The sequence below is a fragment of the Coprococcus sp. AF16-22 genome, from assembly GCF_003461545.1.
Classification (GTDB): domain Bacteria; phylum Bacillota; class Clostridia; order Lachnospirales; family Lachnospiraceae; genus Coprococcus; species Coprococcus aceti.
In genome coordinates, this window is sequence record NZ_QTXH01000003.1 from 105,140 (window position 1) to 127,393 (window position 22,254).

Here is a 22,254-nt window from a genome sequence, read left to right on the forward strand (position 1 = left end):
AGCAGCTTTATTATGGAATAGTAAGGGGGATTAATATATGGATAAAGAAAAGGTTATACAGGAGCTTCAGGAGAGAACAGAGGAGATAAAGGAAAAGGCCGGGGAGCTTCATAAGGCGATAGAGGAGACTATATCGCAGAAGAAGCAGATGCATTACACGGAACTGGGCGGTCAGGACGGGCAGCCGGATGTGCCGGTTAAGGAAGGATACGGTCTGGTGCTCGGTGGCGGTGGTGGCCGTGGCTCCTATGAGATCGGAGTGTGGAAGGCTCTTGAGGAGTACAGAGATGTGATCGATATAAAGGCGGTGTCAGGAAGCTCGGTCGGTGCGCTGAACGCGGCACTGTATGCGTGTGGTGATCTGGATAAGGCAACACAGATGTGGTACGACATAACCAACGACAGGATACTGTCCAACAAGGATATAGACGAGGACAACAGGAACAAATGGTTTGAGTCCATCAAGGAGAAGCTCACGACCATAGACAATCCAGTCATACAGAGTGCAATAGAGTGCATAGGACTGGATGCTGTGGCAAAAGGCATGAGGATAAAGGATGGCTTCTTCTCCAGAGAAGGACTTATGGACATACTGGAGAATTCACCAGTACTTGATGGTGTGTCGAACAGTGACATGAGCTGTTATGCTACATGTCTCAATGTGGAGGGCAAGCCTACTCCTGAGAGATTCCAGCTGTCAGGCATGGAACCGGAGGAGATAGAACGTATACTTCTTGCTTCTTCAGCCATACCGGTCATATTCCCTATGGAGACGATAGACAAGACAAAGTATTATGATGGAGGCTTCTTCCTTGGGGGAGATAATGTGCCAATACAGCCTCTCTATGATGAGGGCTACAGAAAATTTGTCGTGGTGCATCTCGATGAGAGGAAGACCGACAGATACGATGATGCAGAGATGATACATATATATCCGTCCATTCCTCTTGGTGGTGCCATAGATGGCATGCTTGACTTTTCGCCTGAAGGTGTTGAGAAGAGGATAACACAGGGATATGACGATGCAAAGGCGGTGCTTGTTGAGAAGTTTGGCCCAAGACTGTTCTTCACCCGCCATGGGCAGACCGTGTGGAATGTGGAAAACAAGATATGTGGAGCCACGGATATTGAACTCACAGAGCTTGGACATCAGCAGGCGGAGCAGCTTGGTGAGATGATAAAGAATGGAGATTATCACATAGATGAGATTCTGTATTCGCCTCTGGTCAGGGCTTCGGAGACGGCAAGACATATATCCGAGATAACAGGAATTCCTATGAGAGCCGAGGAGAGACTCCGTGAGCAGTGTTTTGGCAAATACGAGGGAACAGCCAGAAACGGCGCTATATTCGCCAAGGCGAAGACGCATTTTCTGGATCACTATGAGGGCGGAGAGACCATGGTTCATCTGTGTCAGAGGGTGTACAATTTGTTAGATGAGCTTAAGGCTGAGTCGGAAGATTCCGGGAAGACATATCTTCTGGTTGCCCACAATGGAATATCAAGAATAGTACAGTCGTATTTCAATGATATGACAAATGAGGAATTCGCAGCATTTGGCATAAAGAACTGTGAGATAAGAGAATATAGATTCTGATCGCCACATGTGTGGTATCAGATGTAAAAAAGAGAAAACAGCAGGCAGATCAATATGATGTGAATGTGGTTTTCTCTTTTTTTCTGGGATATCCCCAAATGCTCCTGTAAATGTGTATAAAAGAATACTTGATATTATTTATCACTAATATAGTTGACACAGAGCCTACATATGTGCTAATAAATATATGAACATATAATCATGCGTTTAAATATCAACGTACGGCATGAGAGCTATGCGATGCGTTTATGGAGAATATAAAATGTGGAAAAGGAGAGAATCATGGGAGACAACAGTTTTTTGAGGATCAGTGGGATAAAGAAAAGCTTCGGTTCAGGGGAGAACCGAACTGAGGTACTTAGAGGAATTGATTTTGAGGTCGCAAAGGGCGAGTTCTGTGTGCTGCTTGGCCCATCGGGGTCTGGCAAGTCAACTCTGCTCAATATCATAGGTGGGATCGACAGCCCGGATTCCGGTTATATCTCCATAGATGGAGAGAAGACAGGTGATATGGACGAGAAGACACTGACCAGATATAGGAGAAAGCATCTCGGTTATGTATTCCAGATGTATAATCTCATACCTAATCTCAATGTAAAGGAGAATGTGGAGGTTGGAGCATACCTTAGTGATAATCCTTTTGATGTTGATGATCTGTTAAAGACTCTGGGGCTTTATGAGCACAGACATAAGCTCCCAAATCAGCTGTCGGGTGGACAGCAGCAGAGGACCTCAATTGGAAGGGCAATCGTGAAGAATCCTGATATACTTCTCTGCGATGAACCGACAGGTGCCCTTGACTACAACACTTCCAAGGAGATACTTAAGCTCATAGAGGATGTGAACCAGAAGTATGGCAACACAATAATCATGGTCACCCACAATGATGCCATCAAGAATATGGCGGACCGGACTGTGAAACTCAGGGACGGCATGATAAGACGCAACATTGTAAATGAGAACAAGATATCCGCTGTAGAGCTTGACTGGTAATTGGGCAGACAGGGTAGATGTTCAATAGGAAAGGGGATCTGTTATGAGAAATCCATTGTGGAGAAGAATTCCAAAGGAACTGAAGGAAGAGCTTGGAAAATATATAGTCATATTCCTGTTCATGGTCATCACGACGGGAATGGTGTCGGGCTTCATGGTTGCAGGTGAGAGCATGAAGAAAACCTACAACAATACATTTGACAAATACAACGTGGAGGATGGACATTTTGATCTGTCGGATGAGGCGTCTGACAATATGAAGGACAATATAGAGGATGAGGGCGTGAAGCTCTATGATATGTCGTATTATGAACTGCCTATGAGTAAGATCGGATCAGACTCTGATGGCAATAGTGGTAATGTGGAAGGCAATGCAGAGACAAAAGATGATACGGTGAATTCTGTAAATGATGCTGCAGATGATGGGGGAAGGACACTGAGGATATTCGCACCAAGACACGATGTAAATAAAATGTGCCTGATGGATGGTGAATTTCCTGTAGGAACTGATGAGATCGCCATTGACAGAATGTATGCGGTGAACAACGATATAGAGATCGGTGATGATATAAAAGCGGGTGACAAGGTATACAGCGTGTGCGGATTTGTGGCACTCTCCGACTACAGTACCATGTTCCAGAACAACAATGATACCATGTTTGATGCCACGATATTCGGAATTGCGGTTGTGTCAAATGAGGAATTTGATGATCTCCCGGAGAAAAATAAGACCTGGTCGTATTCATGGATGTACGATGATGGAATGCCGGATGAGGAGAACGATGAGAAAAAGCTGGCGGATGACCTTCTTGAGACTGTGTATACACAGGCGGTCATGAACGGCATTACGGTGGAGAGCTACATTCCAAGGTATCAGAACCAGGCGATCAACTTTGCAGGGGATGATATTGGCAGTGATACAAATATGATGAAATGGTTTGAATACATCGTCATAGTTATACTTGCATTTATATTTGCGGTAACCATCAGCAACACTCTGACAAAGGAAGCGTCGGTTATTGGAACATTGAGGGCTTCAGGATATACGAAGGGCGAGCTGCTTATTCACTACATATCACTTCCTGTCATAGTTACATTTATGGCATCAGTGGTGGGAAACGTGCTGGGCTATTCGGTGTTTAAGGATATGGGTGCGCAGCTTTACTATGGAAGCTATTCCCTCACTAAGTATGTGACGTATTGGAATGCCGATGCATTTGTGCTTACCACAGTCATACCTCTTATAATCATGATCGTTGTGAACCTGTTAGTGGTAAACAGCAAACTGAAGCTCTCACCACTGAGGTTCCTGAGACATGATCTCAGCAGATCAAAGAGAAAGAAGGCGGTGAAGCTGCCTCACTGGAAGTTCATGACAAGGTTCAAGACCCGTGTCATACTTCAGAACATTCCAGGATATGTGGTCATGCTTCTTGGAATTTACTTCGCACAGGTTCTGCTGATGTTCGGACTTATGTTGAATCCTATGCTGAAGCACTATCAGAATGACATATTGGATAATATGGTAGCTGACCATCAGTATGTTCTGGATTCACAGGTGGAGACGGCAAATAATAATGCGGAAACCTACTGTATGAAGACGCTAAGGACGACCGGAGATATAGATGATGAGATCATGGTGTATGGAATACATTCGGACAGTAAATATTTCCCGGTTAAGCTGGACGACGGAGATGTGCTGGTATCTGACAGCTACGCAGACAAATATGAGATAGTTGATGGCGACAAACTTGAGCTCAAGGAGAGCTATACTGATGACACATATGATCTCAAGGTGACGGGTTCTGTGGTGTATCCGTCAGCCCTTGCGGTGTTCGTGACAGAGGGTGATTTCAGAAAAATATTTGACAAGGACGAGGATTACTTTACCGGCTATTTCTCGAATGACAAGCTGACCGATATAGAGGATCATGTAGTGTCAGAGATCACAAAGGATGACATGATAAAGGTGTCCAGACAGCTCACCAAGTCCATGGGAGGTATGTTCTACATAGTGGTTGTATTTTCACTTGTTATGTTCATGCTTCTCGTATATCTGCTCACAAAACTAATAGTGGAGAAGAACACGGTGTCCATATCCATGGTTAAGATACTGGGATATGACACAAAGGAGATCAGTAAGCTGTATCTGTCATCCACAACTGTCATGGTTGCGGTGGTGACGCTGCTCGATATACTGCTCAGTTACCTGTCGATCAAGGTGATATACAGGGCAATGCTGATAGATATGCTAAGCGGCTGGATGCCGATATACATGGCACCATGGATATTCCCACTCATGTTCGTGCTCAGCTTTACCGGCTATCTGGTGATCTCACTGTTGCAGATGAAGAGGATAAAGAAGATTCCTATGGACGAGGCGCTCAAGAATGTGGAGTGATGTGTCAAGCTGTGTTCAGGTATTATATTGAAAAAAGAGAAAATTTTGTGCTGTAAATCCCCCGAATCCCTGAAAAGGATACATGGATTAGAAGTTGTGTATCTTTTCAGTGGGAATCCGGGAGTTTGAGCACAAAATTTTCTTTTTTTGCTATTTTGTGGGAAATGTTCCCAAAGCTGTCAGGTTGTCGACCCGGACAGGCTCATGCCAGCTAGATGGTTCCTGTGACAGTCACGGTTGCTGTTCCCGGTGTTGTGGTGATGACTCCTGTGGCTGTATTCTGTGTGAATGTTGCCGCTGGAACAGTGATCTGTCCGGCAACTGTTGCGAACTCGCCTGTTGCTTCATTGTAGGTGTAGCTGGCTGGCGCTGTCCATGCATTTCCATTGTATGTCACAGTGATTCCGGTGAGGATCGGATTGAAGGTATCTGTGATGATGACGTTGTCACTTGCGGATGCCTCGGTGTTGCCGTAGTTCTCTATAAGGAAGGTGTAAGTGATCTGACCATTCTCTGCAACTATGCTAGGACTCACAGACTTTGTGATGGCGAGATCGGGAGCTGCAACAGGGGAAACCGACTCAGTTGCAGTGACTGCGTTGGTAAGTCCTGCGCTGGTTACTGTAACAGTGTTGGTCACGGAATCCTCATTGCCTCTAGGTGTAAATTCATTTGTTGTTGTCTCATATATAATAGTAGCATTTCCGCCCGCTGGAACGGAGATTCCAGTGAGTGTCAGCGGAGCTGCAGCACCGACAGCCGGAGCGGCTACCAGAGTTCCATTGGTGTAGTATCTGATGGAATCCGGAATATATGTGAGAGGATATACTGTTGTATTTCCCACTGCATATGCTCCCAGATTATCTGTGAGAGACAGACCTGTGAGTGTGGTAGTTCCGGAATTGATGAGACTTATCACATACGTGATCTTATCCGGTGTTCGGTAGGTGTCCACCACAGCCGTCTTGGAGACTGTGAGGACTTCAATGATTTCTCCAGTTATGATATTGGAATTGGTGGATCCTCCGTTGTAGGACAGAGTTGCCTGATTAGTGAATGTTGCCATTACTTTACCTCCGTATTGTGTTGTCAGAGGTTTATATACCTCTGATATAAAATATGTGCTGTGGAGGCTTTGGGTTACAGATATTACTCACCATCTGCGGCACATTTATGTTATACTAAAAGATAACTATGTGGTTTAAAGAGCTGTTTTTATATACAGGAGGAATATAGGTGAGAAGGAAAAGGTGGTCGTACCTGATTGCCTGTGTGGTGCTGGCAGGTGGGCTGGCAGCGCCTGGCACATATACCAAGGTGTACGCGCAGGATTATGAAAATGTAGAATACGTAACCAGTGTGTCAGAGCTTAGAGATTCCATGGACGAAGCTGATGTGGTAAACTCGGCCGATGTGATGGATAGAGGAGCGGATGTCGACGCAGCGGCAATGTACAGCAGTGAGTCAGCCGACATATACAGTCTTCGCAGGATCATATTGTATACAGATGAAGTGCCGGAGACCTATGGCGCGACAACAGTCATCTGTTATGACAAATACGATTACTATGTGCTTGGCTACGATACCGAGGAAGCGACGAAACAGGCATACGAAAAGCTTCAGGAAGAGTACGAGCCTGACAAATGTATGCTTGATCAGGTCATATATTCAGAAGATGTGTTGGCGGATTTGGATTCAAATTCGTATGCTGCACAGCGGAACGTTGATGCCATGCTTGCCACATCGGAGACATATAAGGCTGTAAGCTGGGGCACAAGGTACATGGGAATGGACAGGCTCAAGGCGGAGGTGTCAGAGTACAAGCTGGATGCTAAGGTAAATGTGGCGGTCATAGATACCGGAGTTAATTCCTCGGATACTCTGTTTGAAGGCAGGATAAATGAGGAAGGAAGTATGAACTGCTGCGAGGGCGAAGACCGGAGCGACTACGGAGACAACATGGGACATGGAAGTCATGTGGCGGGTATAATAGCGGATGCGACACCGGACAATGTCCAGCTCACGATCATCAAATGTTTCACAAGCCGGGGAGCAACCACAGTGTCAACGGTACAGCAGGGAATCATGGCTGCGCTTGACAGCGGTGCGGACGTGATCAATATGAGCTTCTGCTTCTATGGTAAAAATGCAAGTGACAACACCAGGTCGATGCTTGACGAATTGTTAAAAAGTGCAAAAGAAGATGGCGTCATCATGTGTGTGGCAGCAGGCAATACGAACAGCACTGTGAACAACTGGGAGATCAGCGACGTGGAAGGTGTGTCATATCCTGCGGACAGCAGTGATGTGATAACAGTGTCGGGGCTTATGCAGAAGGCTGGAACGGAGGAGACAGCAGACAGGATTGCTGCAGATACGGTAGAGTTTGACGATGCATATTCCTACTATGGTGATGCGGTGGATTTTTCTGCTCCGGGAACTTATATAACATCGGCGTGGAAGACCGGAACGGATCACGGACATGTCAGTACAGGAACATCCATGGCGGCACCTCACATATCGGCTGCAGCAGCTTATGTGAAGATGGCAGAGCCGGAGCTTGACAGTAGTCAGTTGAAGAGCAGACTGATATCATATTCCGTGGATCTGGGAACAGCGGGAAAGGATAAATACTACGGTTACGGTTGTCCATACATGGCGGATTATTTTGCTAATACATTTGGCGGAAAACATCTGGAGACAAAGGTTGGAACCTGTGCGGTGGAAAGTCTTGGAAATGTGAAGGATGGACTGAGACTGTCGTGGACTTCGGCGGATAATGCAAGTGGGTATAAGATATACAGGAAAACTGCGACAAGCGCATACAAATGTATAGCTGAGATAAAAGGTTCAGGAGTCAGAACATACACTGACAAGACTGCGGCGGCTGGAATCAGATACAGATATGCGGTGAGGGGCGTGAACGGCACGGCCGAGGGACAGCCGGCGGCTACAAAGGCACTGGTCAGACTTACCCAGCCGAAGTACAACGTGAAGAATGCATATTCCGGCGTGAAGGTATCCTGGAACAAAGTAAAGGGCGCGAGTGGATACAAAATATACCGCAAGGCACCGGGGCAGAACGGATGGAAGCAGTACAAGGTGCTGTCAGCGGGAACGCTCACATTTGTCGATAAGAATGTGACTAATTACAGAAACTATACATACACGGTCAAGGCGTTCAAGGGTACTTCTGCAAGCTCGTATGATACTGCGGGGGTCAGGTTGTACAGGATGCCGGGATGCAAGGCGAAAACGGTCAGATCAAATTCCAGAAAGACGATGGATGTAACATGGAACAAGGTCAGGTATGTCAGCGGGTATCAGATCCAGTACAGTACATCGTCGAAATTTGACAGATATAAGGTGGCAACGATAAATAAGTCCACAAAACTCAGACGCAGGATAAGCTCTCTGTTCTCAGGAAAATATTATTATGTGAGGATGAGAACCTACAGAAGAGTTGGCGGCAAGACCATTTATGGCGGCTGGAGCAGTGTACAGCGCGTAAAGGTAAAATAGCGAAAGGCAGATAAGATGGCAGAAAATAAGAATTTGGAAGGATACAAGATCTCCACGATGGAGGATGAAGAGGATTATTTTGACAATGTGGAGATGGAGCTCGACTACAGCATCAGTATAACTGAGGGCTCCATGGAGCTTGGAAAGGACAATATAAAGGAACAGAAGAAGTACATGCGTGATAGCCATGGAGACATGGACGACGAGGAGTTCCTGCAGAACATGCAGTCGGTGAACAATGATGAGGCATTCCTCAGAAGAGCTGCGAAGCGCCTGGAGGTGTATGAGCACCAGAAGAAGGTGCCGTACTTTGGCAAATTTGTATTCAAATATAAAGATGACGAAGAGTATCTCCCGGTATATGTGGGTATGAGCGGTTATCAGTCAGATATGAATGGGCAGCAGCTTGTGTACGACTGGAGAGCACCTGTATCCTCTATGTATTATGCTTATGAAAAGGGACCGGCATCCTACAATGTCCATGTGGATGACATGGAAGATGACGAGTTTTCTGGAGACATAGTGGAGAAGAAACAGTTTCTGGTGTCAAATGGCAGACTTAAAGACGCGGTGGATACTGACTCCAACATCAACGACGCCATATTGCTGGAGGCCCTTGGCGGCAACAGTGGTGTGAAGATGAAAAATGTGGTGGCTACCATACAGAAGGAGCAGGATGCGATCATAAGAAACCGCACGGCGTATAACCTTATAGTGGACGGCCGCGCCGGAAGCGGCAAGACGGTCATAGCCATGCACAGACTGGCGTGGCTGTTGTACAATTACAAGACACTTGAGAGTGACAATGTCATGATACTGTCTCCAAACAGTATATTTGGCGATTATATATCAGAGGTTCTCCCGGAGCTCGAGGAGAACAGTGTGCCTGAGAAGGAATTTGACAGTCTGCTTGAGGAGCTTCTTTTCATAGAGGAGGAATATGAGAGCAAGCTGGATCAGTCGGAGTTCATTATAGACAGCGGCGATCAGGACAACCAGAGGATGAGAAATATCAAGGTCAAGTCGTCCATCTCTTTCTACGACAGTTTCAATGAGTATCTGGACAGGTATGTGCCAGGTATAAAGTTCAGAAATTTCCACTATCAGAAGGTGGAGTATACAGGCGAGGATATAGCTGCCATGTTCAATGGAAGATTTGCAAGAAAACCTGTGTATGAGAGATTTGAGAACATAGCATACTTCATAGTAGACAGGGTGGAGGATAATTCACCAAAGGAGTTCCCGGACGAGAAGAAGCGTAATCTGGCAAGGCAGATACAGAAGCAGATGGTAAATTTATTTGCAGAGAGGAATCTGGTTGAGCTGTATGTTGGATTCCTGGCGGAGATGGAGAAGAAATATCCGGGTATATCGGAGTACAGAAATGAATATGGAAAGATATGCTATGAGGATATCCTTCCTATACTTTACCTGCAGGTGTATTTCTACGGATGTCATTCCTACAACAATATCAAGCACCTCGTCATAGATGAGATGCAGGATTACAATATATTCCAGTATGCGGTGATAGACAGGGTGTTTGGCTGCAGGAAGACTATCCTCGGCGACAGGTATCAGGTGCTCTTCTATGATCCTGAGGAGACTGTTGTGGATGTTCTGACGAAGATATTTGCAAAGAGGAACGGACAGGGCGGCTATGAGCTCAAGGAGCTGTTCGCGTCGTACAGATCCACGGCGGAGATCACCGAGTTCTGCAACGGTATACTTGGCGGAGAGGGCGTAGGCGGCAACACTGTGGAGAGACACGGCAGGGTGCCTGAGGAGATACAGTGTGAGTCACTGGATGAAGCTGTGGAGTTCATAAATGACAAGCTGAGCTACGGAGACATGGACGCCTACGACAACATAGCTATCCTGACAAATGACGAGGCAGACGCCTACGAAGTGTACAAGCAGCTTTCGGAGTACACCGAGGTGACGCTCATCACCAATCAGTCGGTTGTCTATGCGGGCGGTGTGGTCGTACTTCCAAAGTTCCTTGCAAAGGGAATGGAGTTCGATGCGGTGTATGTCATGACGGACGGAACCTACGACGGCAGCATGGTCACAAGACATGCGCATTATATCGCCTGTACAAGGGCGCTCCATGAGCTGTATGTGCTTGATGTGGTTCAGCCACAGTAGTTACACAGAGAAAGAAATATTATAACAGCTATATTATACGGAAAAACAGCGATTATAACAGAACAATATATGATGTGCTATACGGCATTTCCGCCTGAGTGGAGATGCCGTTTTTTTAGTGCTGCTATATGGTGGATGCGCACCTGGGCAGAATTGCGACTGTGAGTGTCAGAACTCTGTAAATTATTCGCCAGCTAATAATTGAGATTTGTGTTGATTGTGCAAAAATTATACATAAATAGAGATAACGCATTTTTATTGTTGCAATATCTACAAAGAAATGTTATTATTAAGGAAACGGGGAAACTAAAAATAGTTTCTGAGTTTCCTGAGCGGGAAGTATGTACAGGAAGCTGACAGACACGGATGAACAGGAGGGAGTTATGGACGGAGAAGCACAGCAGCAGCTTAAATTGAGGATATATGAGGCGACCATAGAGGAGTTCCGGGAGAAAGGATTCAAATTCACCATGGACGATATGGCAAGACGACTTGGAGTGAGCAAGAAAACCATATATCAGGTCGTCAGGGACAAGGAATCATTGTTCTTTGACACGGCGACATATATATACGAGCAGATCAAGAGAAGTGAGCAGGCGGTCATGGATGACGACCACCTGACCACTGTGGAGAAGATAAAGGCGATACTCATAGCCATGCCGGACAGCTACAGCGAGCTGGACTGGAGGCAGATATACCAACTGGAGAATTCATATCCACGGATATTTGCCAGGGTGAGAGTAATGATGGAGCAGCAGTGGGATAATACCATAGAACTCCTGAAGCGCGGAATTGACGAGGGTGTTATAAGGAACATTCCGATTCCAGTCATCAAGACCATGTTCGAGGCCACACTTGAGAAATACATGGAGACTACAGTCCTGATAGACGCGGGACTTACATTTGACGAGGCGGTGCAGTATACACTTGATGTACTTATGGATGGCATATCCTGTAAGGAGTAGGAACCGCTATGAATGAAGTGATTATATGGAATTGATGCCCGCGGCCGGTTTCATTCACTGGGGCGAGATGGGCGGTATATATAAAAGACAGGAGGTTGTGTTATGGGTAAGAGATCTGAGGTTGTATTTGGCAACAGGATGAGCAGTCAGGTCGTCAAAAAGGCGGAGAACTCCAAAGAGAGATTTGTAAAAAGATTCGGTGATGACAGTGACGTGGATTATCCTCTTGCAGTTGTGAAGAATCCGTATATTGGAGATACTCTCGGTGTCTCCAATATTGTGATCGACGGCGGAGTCTGTGATGATATACCGGATGGCGGCCGGGAGGAATTTGACAGGGACAAAGGAATCATAGTTGGCAATATCAGGATGGGGTTCGGACATTACAGAATATCCATGGCGATAGCGTCTGCAGCGAATCATCTGGGATACAAGCCGTACTGGATGGATCTCAATTCCTACAGTGAGACCACGGGAGGAAAGGTTATTGAGGCGCAGAACAAGCTCTATTCCATGGGATCCAGGATATCGGGAAAGAGCAAGGTTTTCAACAAAGCAGTGTGGGAGCCGATGAACTATGAGGGTTTCAGGAAGCTGTCATACAATGCCTCGGATCAGATGAATGCGGAGCTTATGACACCGGTGTTTAGGAATGTTCCAAAGGATATCCCGCTTGTGGCTACACATGTGTGACCTGCCCAGGCGGCGGTTCATGCAGGGATGAAACATGTGGTGAATGCAATCCCTGACAACTGGCCTATGGCGCTCCACCTTGCGGAGGGAAGCCTTCACACGGTTCAGACCAGATCGGCATACCTCGGATACAGAACCCTGAACGGAATGCAGGGCGACGAGGTGCTTAAGCCTATGCCCGGTGATTCAATCAGATACGTTGGACACTATATAGACCATGAGCTGGTGGCAGCCATAGAGGAGGACTGCGACAGGAGAATAGAGAGAAGAAAGAAAAAGGCACCGATGCGTTTCCTTCTCACCATAGGAGGTGCCGGAGCACAGAAGGATATATTTGCAGCTATCATCAGGACGGCGCTTGCCAGCGTGAAGAAGGGCAACATGGTCCTGTATGTAAATGTGGGCGACTACATGAACGTGTGGGAAGAGCTGGTGAGAGAGATACCCGCCATGGAGAGCCTTGTCACTACACATTTCGATGACTGGAGCGACACCACAGCATTTGCGGATAAGGCTCTTAAGGAAGAGGTGTACGGAATACACGCATTTTGCCATGAGAATATATATGAGGCTGTGTACTGCACCAACCTTCTCATGAGAAGCTGTGATGTACTCATAACGAAGCCGTCTGAGCTGGCCTTTTATCCAGTTCCAAAGCTGTTCATCAAGAGAGTTGGCGGGCATGAGCAGTGGGGGGCGATACACTCGGCGGAGATCGGAGATGGAACACTGGAGTGCCGTGATATACCGCACACTCTACAGATGATGAAGCTGTTCATGCAGGATGACAGCATACTCACAGATATGTGTGAGAACATAAAGCGGAACAAACTGGATGGAATATACGACGGAGCGTATGAGGTCGTAAAACTGGCGATGGATATGAAGAACTGAGAATGGAGGGTTACATTATGTATAAGGTAAAGAAGAAAGAGACATTTATACCATCATCAAATGGCAAGGACAAGCTGCACGTTATCGTGTGGGAGCCACAGGGGGAGATAAGAGCGATACTTCAGATATCCCATGGAATGATAGAGCTGATAGACAGATATGATGAATTTGCAAGGTATCTTGCAGCAAAGGGCTTTGTGGTGGCAGGAAATGATCATCTGGGACATGGACTCACGGCGGCAAATATGGATGAGCTTGGATATATGAATGCCTACGATGCGAGCAAGGCAATAGTCGCGGATCTTCATAGAGTCACTAGAAGTCTGAAGAAGGCATACAAAGGAGTACCGTTCTTCCTGATGGGACACTCTATGGGTTCATTTATGGCGAGACGATATATGAGCGACTACGGCTGGGATCCAAAATATCCGTCACCTTACACGGAGGGTTCAAGTGTGGACGGCTTTATCTGCATGGGAACTGGAAGCATGCCTGAGTATATGCTGCAGATCGGAAGACTTGTGTTGGAGCTTGAGAAGAGTCAGCACGGCGAGAGATACAGAAGTACCCTCATGGAAGTGTTGGCATTTGGAACATACAACAGGGGTATCCCGAAGACCACTATCGTGGACGGTGAGGTGAGAAAGAGGACGAATAAAGACTGGGTGAGCCGTGACCCGAAGCGCGTGGATGCATATGTGGATGATCCGCTGTGCCAGTTCTCATTTACCCTGAAGGGCTACGAGACGCTGTTCAATACACTCCACTATATACAGGAGGACAGGAACATAGCGAAAATACCGAAGAATGTGCCGGTTCTGTTTGTGTCCGGTGACAGGGATCCTGTTGGACATTACGGCAGGGATGTTCTGAAGCTCTACGAGTTATACCACAAGAGAGTTTCGCACAATGTGGCATGCTATCTGTATGAGGACTGCAGACACGAGATACTGAATGAGCTGTGCAGGGATAAGGTATTTGACGATATTGACAAGTGGCTTGAGACAAGGCTTGCAGATATAAAAGGTTAGGCCTTTAAGGAGGTTATATATGGGAGAAAATTCACAGGATAATACACAGAACGGCGCACCTGCGGGCGGCCTTCAGAAAAAGACAAAGATAGCCTACGGAGTAGGGGCCGTGGGAAAAGACATGGTGTATATGCTGGTAGCCAGCTATATACTGTACTACTACAATTCTGTGCTTGGTGTCAGCTCAGTGTTCATAGGAACAGTGCTGATGGTGGCGAGAGTGTTTGATGCATTTAACGATCCTATCATGGGTATCGTGGTGGCAAAGACCAGAAGCAGATGGGGAAGGTTCAGACCGTGGATATTCTCGGGAACCGTGCTGAATGCGGTTGTCCTCTATGCGATGTTCGCCGTGCCGGAAAGCATGGGAGCTGGTGGGATGAAGGTGTTTCTGACAGTGACATATTTCCTGTGGGGAATCACATACACGTTGATGGATATTCCGTACTGGTCCATGATCCCGGCCATCACTGAGCCGGGCAAGGAGAGGGAGAATCTGTCTGCACTTGCAAGATCCTGCGCGGGCGTGGGTTCTGCCATCCCTACTGTACTTACTATGATAGTAGTTCCAGCCATCAGCGGCGCAGCCCTGGCGGCGGACAAGCTGAAGATCACGGATTACCGCATCGGCTTCAAGTGGTGGGCTCTTCTGGTTGCAGTGGTGTTCGTCATCTCGGAGGCCATTTGCGTGGCAAATGTAAAGGAGAGGGGTGACACAGTAGTGGAGTCCCATGGCATAGGTGAGATGTTCCATTCGCTGGTGACAAATGACCAGGCTCTGGCGGTGGTCATCACCATCGTGCTCGTAAACTCTGCACTCTATATAACAAGCAACCTGCTCATATATTTCTTCACATATGACATAGGAAGTGAGAGCGGATATGCGCTGTTCTCCGCATTTGGTGGTGGTGCGCAGATACTTGCCATGATGCTGTTCCCGCTCTTTAGAAAGAAGATGTCCAAGCGAAAGCTGTTCGTACATTCAGTAGTATATGAGATCGTTGGATATGTGATGCTGCTTGCCTGCAGCTTTGCTGGTGTTACCCGCATGACGGTGGGCGGAGTACCTTGCTGGTACATCCTGTTCATACCGGGACTTCTGGTATTTGCGGGAAGCGGACTTCTCAACGTGCTGATAACTGTGTGCCTTGCCGACAGCATAGACTACGGAGAGTACAAGAATGGGCAGAGAGATGAGAGCGTCATATGCTCCATGCAGACATTTGTAGTAAAGCTTGCATCGGGAGTTGCAGTGTTCTTTGCCGGACTTGCGATCAAATGGGTCGGACTTATCCAGCCGGCAGATGGAACATCGGAAGTCATAGAGCAGAGCACAGGAACTCTCATGGGACTTTCCATGATGATGACAGTCGTTCCGATAGTTCTTCTCATCATAGGACTTGTATTCTTCATCAGGAAATACAAGCTGACCGAGGAGAGGATGCAGGAGATCATGACGAAACTTAGATAGGAGGAACCGCTATGAACGAAGTTCATACTTGGAATCGGTTCCGACGACCTGCCCCGCTCGCTTATGCGAGAGGGGCGATACATATTAGATAGGAGGAACCGCTATGAATGAAGTTCATACTCGGAATCGGTTCCGACGACCTGCCCCGCTCGCATGTGCGAGAGGGGCAATACATATTATTAGGAGGAACCGCTATGATCAGATATATAGAAGAACATCAGGTATTCATACTGGAGACAAAGTCGACGCAGTATGCCATGTGCGTGCGCCCGGATGGACACCTTGAGCACCTGTACTACGGTGGCAGGAGTCTGGACTGCGGAGATCAGAATATTGTGGGACTTTGGGATGTGGCACATGACCGCAGTCTGTTCGAGACCGGCAATGCCATAGCGCTGGATGATGGACTTACCTTAGAAAGTCTGCTGCAGGAACTGTCGTCAACCGGCAAGGGGGATGTCAGCGAACCATTTGTCTGTATGACCCATGCAAATGGCAGTACGACCTGCGACTTTGTGTACGAATCATACGAGATAAAAAACGGCAGGGATGAGCTTGAAGGACTTCCGTGTGCGGTGGAATATCATAGGGGGACAGATGGCAGATTCAACACAGTAAATGAGCAGCAAGGCACAGAAGTGGGAAGCGGTGTGGCTGGTGGATTGCAGAGCATACAAGCATATGAGCGACAGAATACAGCGGGCGAGGTAACACAGCTCACCATAACCCTCCGGGACAAATTCTATAGACAGAAGCTTGAGCTAATATATGTCACATGGGATGACTGCGACGTGATAACCAGAAGTGCCCGCCTGACAAATGAAAGCGATGACGTGGAGCGGGTGGACAGACTTATGTCCATGCAGTTTGATATGAGAATGTATCAGGAATATGACATGATACATTTCGGAGGAGCCTGGGCGAGGGAAATGCACAGATCGGTGCACCCTGTAAGGCAGGGAAGAGTTTCTGTCTCATCGTCGACCGGAACCTCGGGCAGCAGGGCCAATCCATTCTTCATGGTGGTTGAGCACGGCAGTTCAGAGGAACACGGTGAGTGTTACGGCTTCAATCTCATATATTCAGGAGACCATATGGAGAGCTGTGAACAGAATTCATATGGACGTATGCGTATACTCAGCGGCATCAATCCGGAAGGATTTTCATTTGCGCTTGAGCCGGGACAGTCATTCCAGTCGCCGGAGGCGGTTATGACATATTCAGATTCAGGATTTGGCGGTGTCAGCAGTCATATGCATGCATTTGTCAGAAGACATGTAGTCAGAGGCCACTGGGCGGATCGGGAGAGGCCTGTTCTGCTGAATAGCTGGGAGGCCGCATACTTTGATATAAATGAGAAAAAGCTGCTGAAGCTTGCAAAAGAAGCAAAGAGGTGCGGCATAGAGCTGTTCGTCATGGATGACGGCTGGTTCGGACACAGGGACAATGACACATCCTCACTTGGAGACTGGCAGGAGAACCGCAGCAAGCTTCCGGGCGGAGTGAAGCAGCTTGCGGACAAGATAAATGCACTTGGACTTGACTTTGGCATATGGGTAGAGCCGGAGATGGTGAACGAGGACAGTGATCTCTACAGGGCACACCCGGAGTGGGCGGTCAGAGTGCCGGGACAGAGCCACGCCGAGGGGCGTCATCAGATGCTTCTGGATCTCACCAATAAGGATGTGAGAGACCATATAGTGGAAGCCATGACAAATGTGTTCTCATCTGCCAATATATCGTATGTTAAGTGGGATATGAACAGGATTATGTCTGACAGGTACAGCCAGACGCTGCCGCCTGACAGGCAGAGTGAATTTGGACACAGGTATGTGCTTGGACTCTACGACATCATGGGAAGACTCACGGAGCGTTTCCCTGAGATATTGTTTGAGGGATGTGCCGCCGGGGGAAACAGATTCGATCTCGGTATACTGTGTTACATGCCGCAGATATGGGCGAGTGATGACACGGATGCCAGGGAGAGGCTTGAGATACAGACGGGTTACAGCTATGGCTACCCTATGTCGGTAGTCAGCAGTCACGTGTCCGGATGCCCGAATCACCAGACACTCAGAGTCACCCCGCTTGAGACGAGATTCGGAGTGGCGGCATTTGGCGTGCTGGGCTATGAGTGCAATCTGTGCGATATGAAGAAGAAAGATCTGGAGGCAATAGAAGAGCAGGTGGAGTTCTACAAGAGACACAGGCGCACATTTCAGTTCGGCGAATATCACAGGATCGAGAATGGCACAGTGTCAGATCTCCGGAGGAATGAGTACCAGTTCATGACGGTTTCCCAGGATGGCTCCGAGGCGGTGTCCTGCTATTATGAGGGACAGGTGATACCGAATTACACTTACAAGCATATGCGGACTAAGGGACTTGACGAGAATGCAGTTTATGTCATGGAGGGCAGAAGCCTGCAGTACAGCGTAAAGCTCATGGGAGATCTCATCAACACTGTTACGCCGGTGCATGTGAAACCTGATTCCCTGACCCAGAGTGCGATAGACAAGGTGGTAAAGCTTCAGGGCGAGAAGGAATATGTAAAGGCGTCCGGTGCAGTGTTTAACCGCGTTGGGGTGAACCTTGCTCCGAACTTTGCGGGAACTGGCTACAACGACCAGACCGCTCTCTGGACAGAGCATGGACTGAGGTTATATACCTTCACCAGACAGTGATATATATGATCACAAGCAGATGTATATATAGAATTGGGGCTCTGGAACATAGTACATTATAAAAATAGTGGAAATAATATCTGAAATGTGTTATCTTGCTCTTATAGAGAACTGTTCCTATTTGAAATGCTAAAAGAAAAATAGTTAGTTAGAACAGCTTTAAATATCTGCATAATAATACCAGAAGGAGGACTATACAATGAGTGAGAAGCGTAACACATGGCAGAAACAGGTCATATACTCTGTTATAAAGGAGCTCAAGACTCATCCTACAGTCCAGAGCCTGATAGATGAACTGGAAAAGAGAGGATATAAGATAGGCAAATCAACTGTGTACAGGGTGCTCTCTGATGCGGTTGATGAGGGAATTGTCATGAATGTGTATTCAGGGGACAAGATGGAGCATTTTGATGGCAATACCGAGAATCACTATCACATACGCTGCAAGGTATGTGACAGGATATTTGACAGTGAGCTTCCATACCAGGATTCCATCACACAGATGGGCGTGGAGGCGGACAGCGATTTCGTCATACTGTCACACAACCTAGAATTCATCGGGATATGTCCATCCTGTAAGGACAGCCTGAAAAGTCTGTGATGGGGAAATGCAAAAGACCGGTACACATAAACGCATATTGTATGCGGTGTATGTGTACCGGCCTTTTTGTATGTGCAGGCAATGCCAAGAGCCTGTATCTTATCTGCTCTGTCAGTCTCTCTTTTTCTGTGAAATGATATTTGCAGATTTTATTTCCTTCTTTATAAATTCAGGAATCGCGGAATTGTCTTTCTGGTCAGATTCAGGTGTGTCCGGCTGCGCCTCAACTGTATGTGAGTTTACACTTATAGGATCCACGCGTGGATTACTGATAAATGTCTTGTTGGCCGAAGGCTTTACAACTGTCATTCCGAGGATGGACTTCTTGTTGCGAAACTCTCTTTCCTCCTCTGGTGTGCGCTCAGGGGCGGCATCCACCAGATTGCCGTCTCCGAAAAGGTCTATCTCAAAGCTGCTGTCATTTTCCTCCTGCTCATCATCCGTATCGTCATCCAGCGCATCTGTAATTATTGGTTCTGCGTGGATGGAAGTATCCGTATCGTCGTCTGCAAATGCACTGTCGAGATCAGGATCGTATTCATCAGCAAATGCGCTGTCAAGATCAGGGTCATATTTTTCATCTGATTCAGTGTCGCCAAATTCAGAATCGGAGTCGACATACTCCTCAGGCTTCTCAAAAAATGTAGGATCTATATCGAGCTTGAAGTCGACCTCTGAGTGACCCACTTCAATGCCGCAGTCGTTGAACAGCTTGGTCGTGTAGCAGTTTTTCAGCTTCTCGATGAGTTCAGTGTTTTCGTACTTGAGCTGTTCGAGTATGTTTGCGATTATCATTCCCTGATATTCATCCGTCCATCCGTCCTCAAGCTTTACTGCGATACCGAGCTTCATGCTCTTTATCGCCATACAGATAACACCCCTGGAGCCGTCCTTCATTATGAGGTCAGGATTCTGGTTGATATAATATGAAGGTGTTCCGTAATCGTTGATCTTCTCAGGATATTTGTGGATGCATGAGAAGTTGTAGTCTATAGTCTCCCGGAGTTCGTTTGACAGGCTGAATGGATCCATGAGCTTTGCGTAGGACATGGCGATGCTTCTAAGTGGCAGTGCAAATACCGGAACTCCACAGCCGTCTATGCCGAGCCCGATCTTGAATGTAGGGGTCTGGCTGAGCATGGATATGAAATTGATTATCTGCTGCTGTACAGGGGAATCCTTGAGCTGATAGCCGTCCGGCTTACCGGTGAGCTCTCTCTGGAGCAACATAAGGCTGAAATGTTTTCCCGAGCAGCAGTGCTGAAGTTTGCTTTGTCCCTGCCTTGGGTGGAGCTTTGACCTGTCGGTGAGCTTTGCCGCCAGCGCTGAAGCTGATGTGGAAGCGCATGGCTTCATGATCATGTCATCGGGATTCAATCCTGTCTTGCGCGAGATCTCCTCCAGCACAAATATATGATGGTTGCTTCCCCAGTGGGAAGAGTTGAACATGGCAACATCCTCGTCGGTGAGGTTGAACCTTCTGTGAAGTCCTGCCAGCAGTGTAGGCAGCACCTGTATAGGCTTGCTTGCGGAACGCATGAAAGTCTGTTTCTCTATGTCGCCAAGGTAGGCGATTGTATCTCCTGTGGATGACACAACTGCGATGGAGCCGCGGTGTGCATTCTCAACAATATTTCCACGGTATTCTTTTACTAATATCTCTGACATATATTCAACACCTCATTTGTATTTTGTATGATTTTCTTCCGATATAGTCATTATATGAAAAAGATATCCGTTTGCAAAATGAAAATTACATAATATATAAGAAAAATATGAGAAATGTAATTGAGTGTAAGTAAGTAATAACTAAAAAATATCGCCTGATACTGACAAAATACATCATTTGTCATATATACCCTGAGTAAAAAATGTTTAAAAAAATCGAAAAATGCGCATTTTTTTTGTGAAAATGCATAAAAAACTTTGATTATTATAAAAAGGATGGTATAATGTCTTTATAATTTTGCATGGAGAGGTGACTTACATGATTAAAAAAGAAATGATCGCCATGCTCCTTGCTGGTGGACAGGGCAGCCGTCTTGGGGTTCTTACATCCAAGCTTGCCAAGCCAGCGGTAGCATTTGGCGGCAAATACAAGATAATCGATTTCCCACTGAGCAACTGTATCAACTCGGGGATTGACACAGTAGGTGTACTTACACAGTACAGACCACTCAGACTTAACCAGCATATCGGAATCGGTATTCCTTGGGATCTCGATAGAAACATTGGTGGTGTCACAGTTCTTCCACCATACGAGAAGAGCAACAACAGCGAGTGGTACACAGGTACTGCCAACGCTATCTACCAGAACATAGAGTTCATAGATTATTACAATCCAGACTATGTTCTCATACTTTCCGGTGATCATATCTACAAGATGGATTATGAACACATGCTTGACTATCACAAGTCCATGAATGCGGATGTGACACTTGCCACATACCAGGTTCCATGGGAGGAGGCAAGCAGATTCGGAGTAGTTATAACGAATGATGACGGCATTATCTCAGAGTTTGAGGAGAAGCCGGAGAACCCAAGAAGCAACAAGGCTTCCATGGGTATATACATATTCAACTGGAAGATCCTCCGCGAGGCACTTGTTACCATGAAGGATCAGCCGGGATGCGATTTCGGTAAGCATATTATTCCATACTGCCATGAGAACGGCAACAAGATATGTGCATACGATTTCAAGGGATACTGGAAGGATGTAGGAACTCTCGGTTCATACTGGGAGGCCAACATGGAGCTTGTCGACATAGTTCCTGAGTTCAATCTGTATGAGGAATTCTGGAAGATATATACGAAGACAGACGCCATACCACCTCAGTACATAGATGAAGCGGCAAAGGTATCCAAGTGTATCATCGGAGAGGGAACCGAGATATACGGAACCGTTGAGAATTCAGTTATAGGCTCTTGTGTAACCATAGGAGAGGGTGCGGTCGTTAAGGATTCGATTATAATGAATGGGGTTACGATCGAAGCTGGTGCCTATGTTGAAAAGGGAATCATTGCCGAGAATGTCAAGGTTGGTGCAAATGCCAAGCTTGGAGTTGGTGAGGAAGCTGTCAATGAGATGAAGCCTAATATCTACGCATTTGGCCTTGTTACTATAGGTGAGAACTCAGTTATACCTGAGGGCGTAACAATAGGTAAGAACACTGCAATATTCGGTGACACAGATCCTTCGGATTATCCGGACGGAACACTTCCGAGTGGCGGTAGTATTATAAAGGCAGGTGAGTAGA

Annotated in this window: 13 protein-coding genes and 2 pseudogenes; 13 read left to right on the forward strand and 2 right to left on the reverse strand. The window is 46.8% G+C overall.

Going from position 1 to position 22,254, the window contains the following annotated elements; genetic code table 11:
* Positions 1-148: 148 nt before the first annotated feature.
* From DWW60_RS14000 to DWW60_RS04780, 4 genes and pseudogenes are all read left to right on the forward strand, one after another.
* Positions 149-832 (forward strand): annotated as a pseudogene (locus tag DWW60_RS14000) (patatin-like phospholipase family protein); the annotation flags it as partial.
* 201 nt (positions 833-1,033) lie between these two features.
* Complete coding sequence (locus tag DWW60_RS14005) at positions 1,034-1,597, forward strand: histidine phosphatase family protein (protein WP_334290611.1); 564 nt, start codon at positions 1,034-1,036, stop codon at positions 1,595-1,597.
* 282 nt (positions 1,598-1,879) lie between these two features.
* Entirely contained in the window at positions 1,880-2,590 is a 711-nt protein-coding gene (locus tag DWW60_RS04775; protein ID WP_055280474.1) for an ABC transporter ATP-binding protein, read from the forward strand.
* Positions 2,591-2,633: 43 nt separating this feature from the next.
* Positions 2,634-4,991, forward strand: a complete 2,358-nt coding sequence (locus tag DWW60_RS04780) for an ABC transporter permease (protein ID WP_117874505.1) — start codon at positions 2,634-2,636, stop codon at positions 4,989-4,991.
* Between the two features lie 211 nt (positions 4,992-5,202).
* On the opposite strand, the gene DWW60_RS04785 is transcribed toward DWW60_RS04780, so the two are convergent.
* Positions 5,203-6,057, reverse strand: coding sequence for a hypothetical protein (locus tag DWW60_RS04785; protein ID WP_117874506.1), 855 nt, complete (start codon positions 6,055-6,057; stop codon positions 5,203-5,205).
* A 170-nt stretch (positions 6,058-6,227) separates the two neighbouring features.
* Between DWW60_RS04785 and DWW60_RS04790 the strand changes: the two genes are divergently transcribed.
* The 8 genes and pseudogenes from DWW60_RS04790 to DWW60_RS04825 all read left to right on the forward strand — a co-directional run bounded on the left by DWW60_RS04790 (position 6,228) and on the right by DWW60_RS04825 (position 18,997).
* The gene (locus DWW60_RS04790) at positions 6,228-8,513 is read left to right on the forward strand and encodes a S8 family serine peptidase (RefSeq protein ID WP_117874507.1); all 2,286 of its coding nucleotides are present in this window, start codon (positions 6,228-6,230) and stop codon (positions 8,511-8,513) included.
* 15 nt (positions 8,514-8,528) lie between these two features.
* Positions 8,529-10,658, forward strand: a complete 2,130-nt coding sequence (locus DWW60_RS04795; protein ID WP_117874508.1) for a HelD family protein — start codon at positions 8,529-8,531, stop codon at positions 10,656-10,658.
* Between the two features lie 383 nt (positions 10,659-11,041).
* Positions 11,042-11,623, forward strand: a complete 582-nt coding sequence (locus DWW60_RS04800) for a TetR/AcrR family transcriptional regulator (protein ID WP_070099096.1) — start codon at positions 11,042-11,044, stop codon at positions 11,621-11,623.
* A gap of 102 nt (positions 11,624-11,725) precedes the next feature.
* A pseudogene (locus DWW60_RS14010) lies at positions 11,726-13,210 on the forward strand (DUF6937 domain-containing protein).
* Between the two features lie 17 nt (positions 13,211-13,227).
* The gene (locus DWW60_RS04810; RefSeq protein ID WP_055223047.1) at positions 13,228-14,241 is read left to right on the forward strand and encodes an alpha/beta fold hydrolase; all 1,014 of its coding nucleotides are present in this window, start codon (positions 13,228-13,230) and stop codon (positions 14,239-14,241) included.
* A gap of 19 nt (positions 14,242-14,260) precedes the next feature.
* Positions 14,261-15,712 carry a glycoside-pentoside-hexuronide (GPH):cation symporter gene (locus DWW60_RS04815; RefSeq protein ID WP_117874509.1) on the forward strand — a complete coding sequence of 484 codons (1,452 nt, stop codon included), beginning with the start codon at positions 14,261-14,263 and terminating at the stop codon, positions 15,710-15,712.
* Between the two features lie 194 nt (positions 15,713-15,906).
* Positions 15,907-18,396 carry an alpha-galactosidase gene (locus tag DWW60_RS04820; RefSeq protein ID WP_117874510.1) on the forward strand — a complete coding sequence of 830 codons (2,490 nt, stop codon included), beginning with the start codon at positions 15,907-15,909 and terminating at the stop codon, positions 18,394-18,396.
* A gap of 199 nt (positions 18,397-18,595) precedes the next feature.
* Entirely contained in the window at positions 18,596-18,997 is a 402-nt protein-coding gene (locus tag DWW60_RS04825) for a Fur family transcriptional regulator (RefSeq protein ID WP_015533691.1), read from the forward strand.
* 111 nt (positions 18,998-19,108) lie between these two features.
* Here the strand turns inward: DWW60_RS04825 and DWW60_RS04830 are convergent, their stop codons facing one another.
* Positions 19,109-20,665, reverse strand: a complete 1,557-nt coding sequence (locus DWW60_RS04830) for an asparaginase (RefSeq protein ID WP_055146703.1) — start codon at positions 20,663-20,665, stop codon at positions 19,109-19,111.
* Positions 20,666-20,984: 319 nt separating this feature from the next.
* Between DWW60_RS04830 and DWW60_RS04835 the strand changes: the two genes are divergently transcribed.
* On the forward strand, positions 20,985-22,253 hold the full coding sequence (locus DWW60_RS04835; protein WP_022217270.1) for a glucose-1-phosphate adenylyltransferase: 1,269 nt from the start codon (positions 20,985-20,987) through the stop codon (positions 22,251-22,253).
* Position 22,254 lies beyond the last annotated feature (1 nt).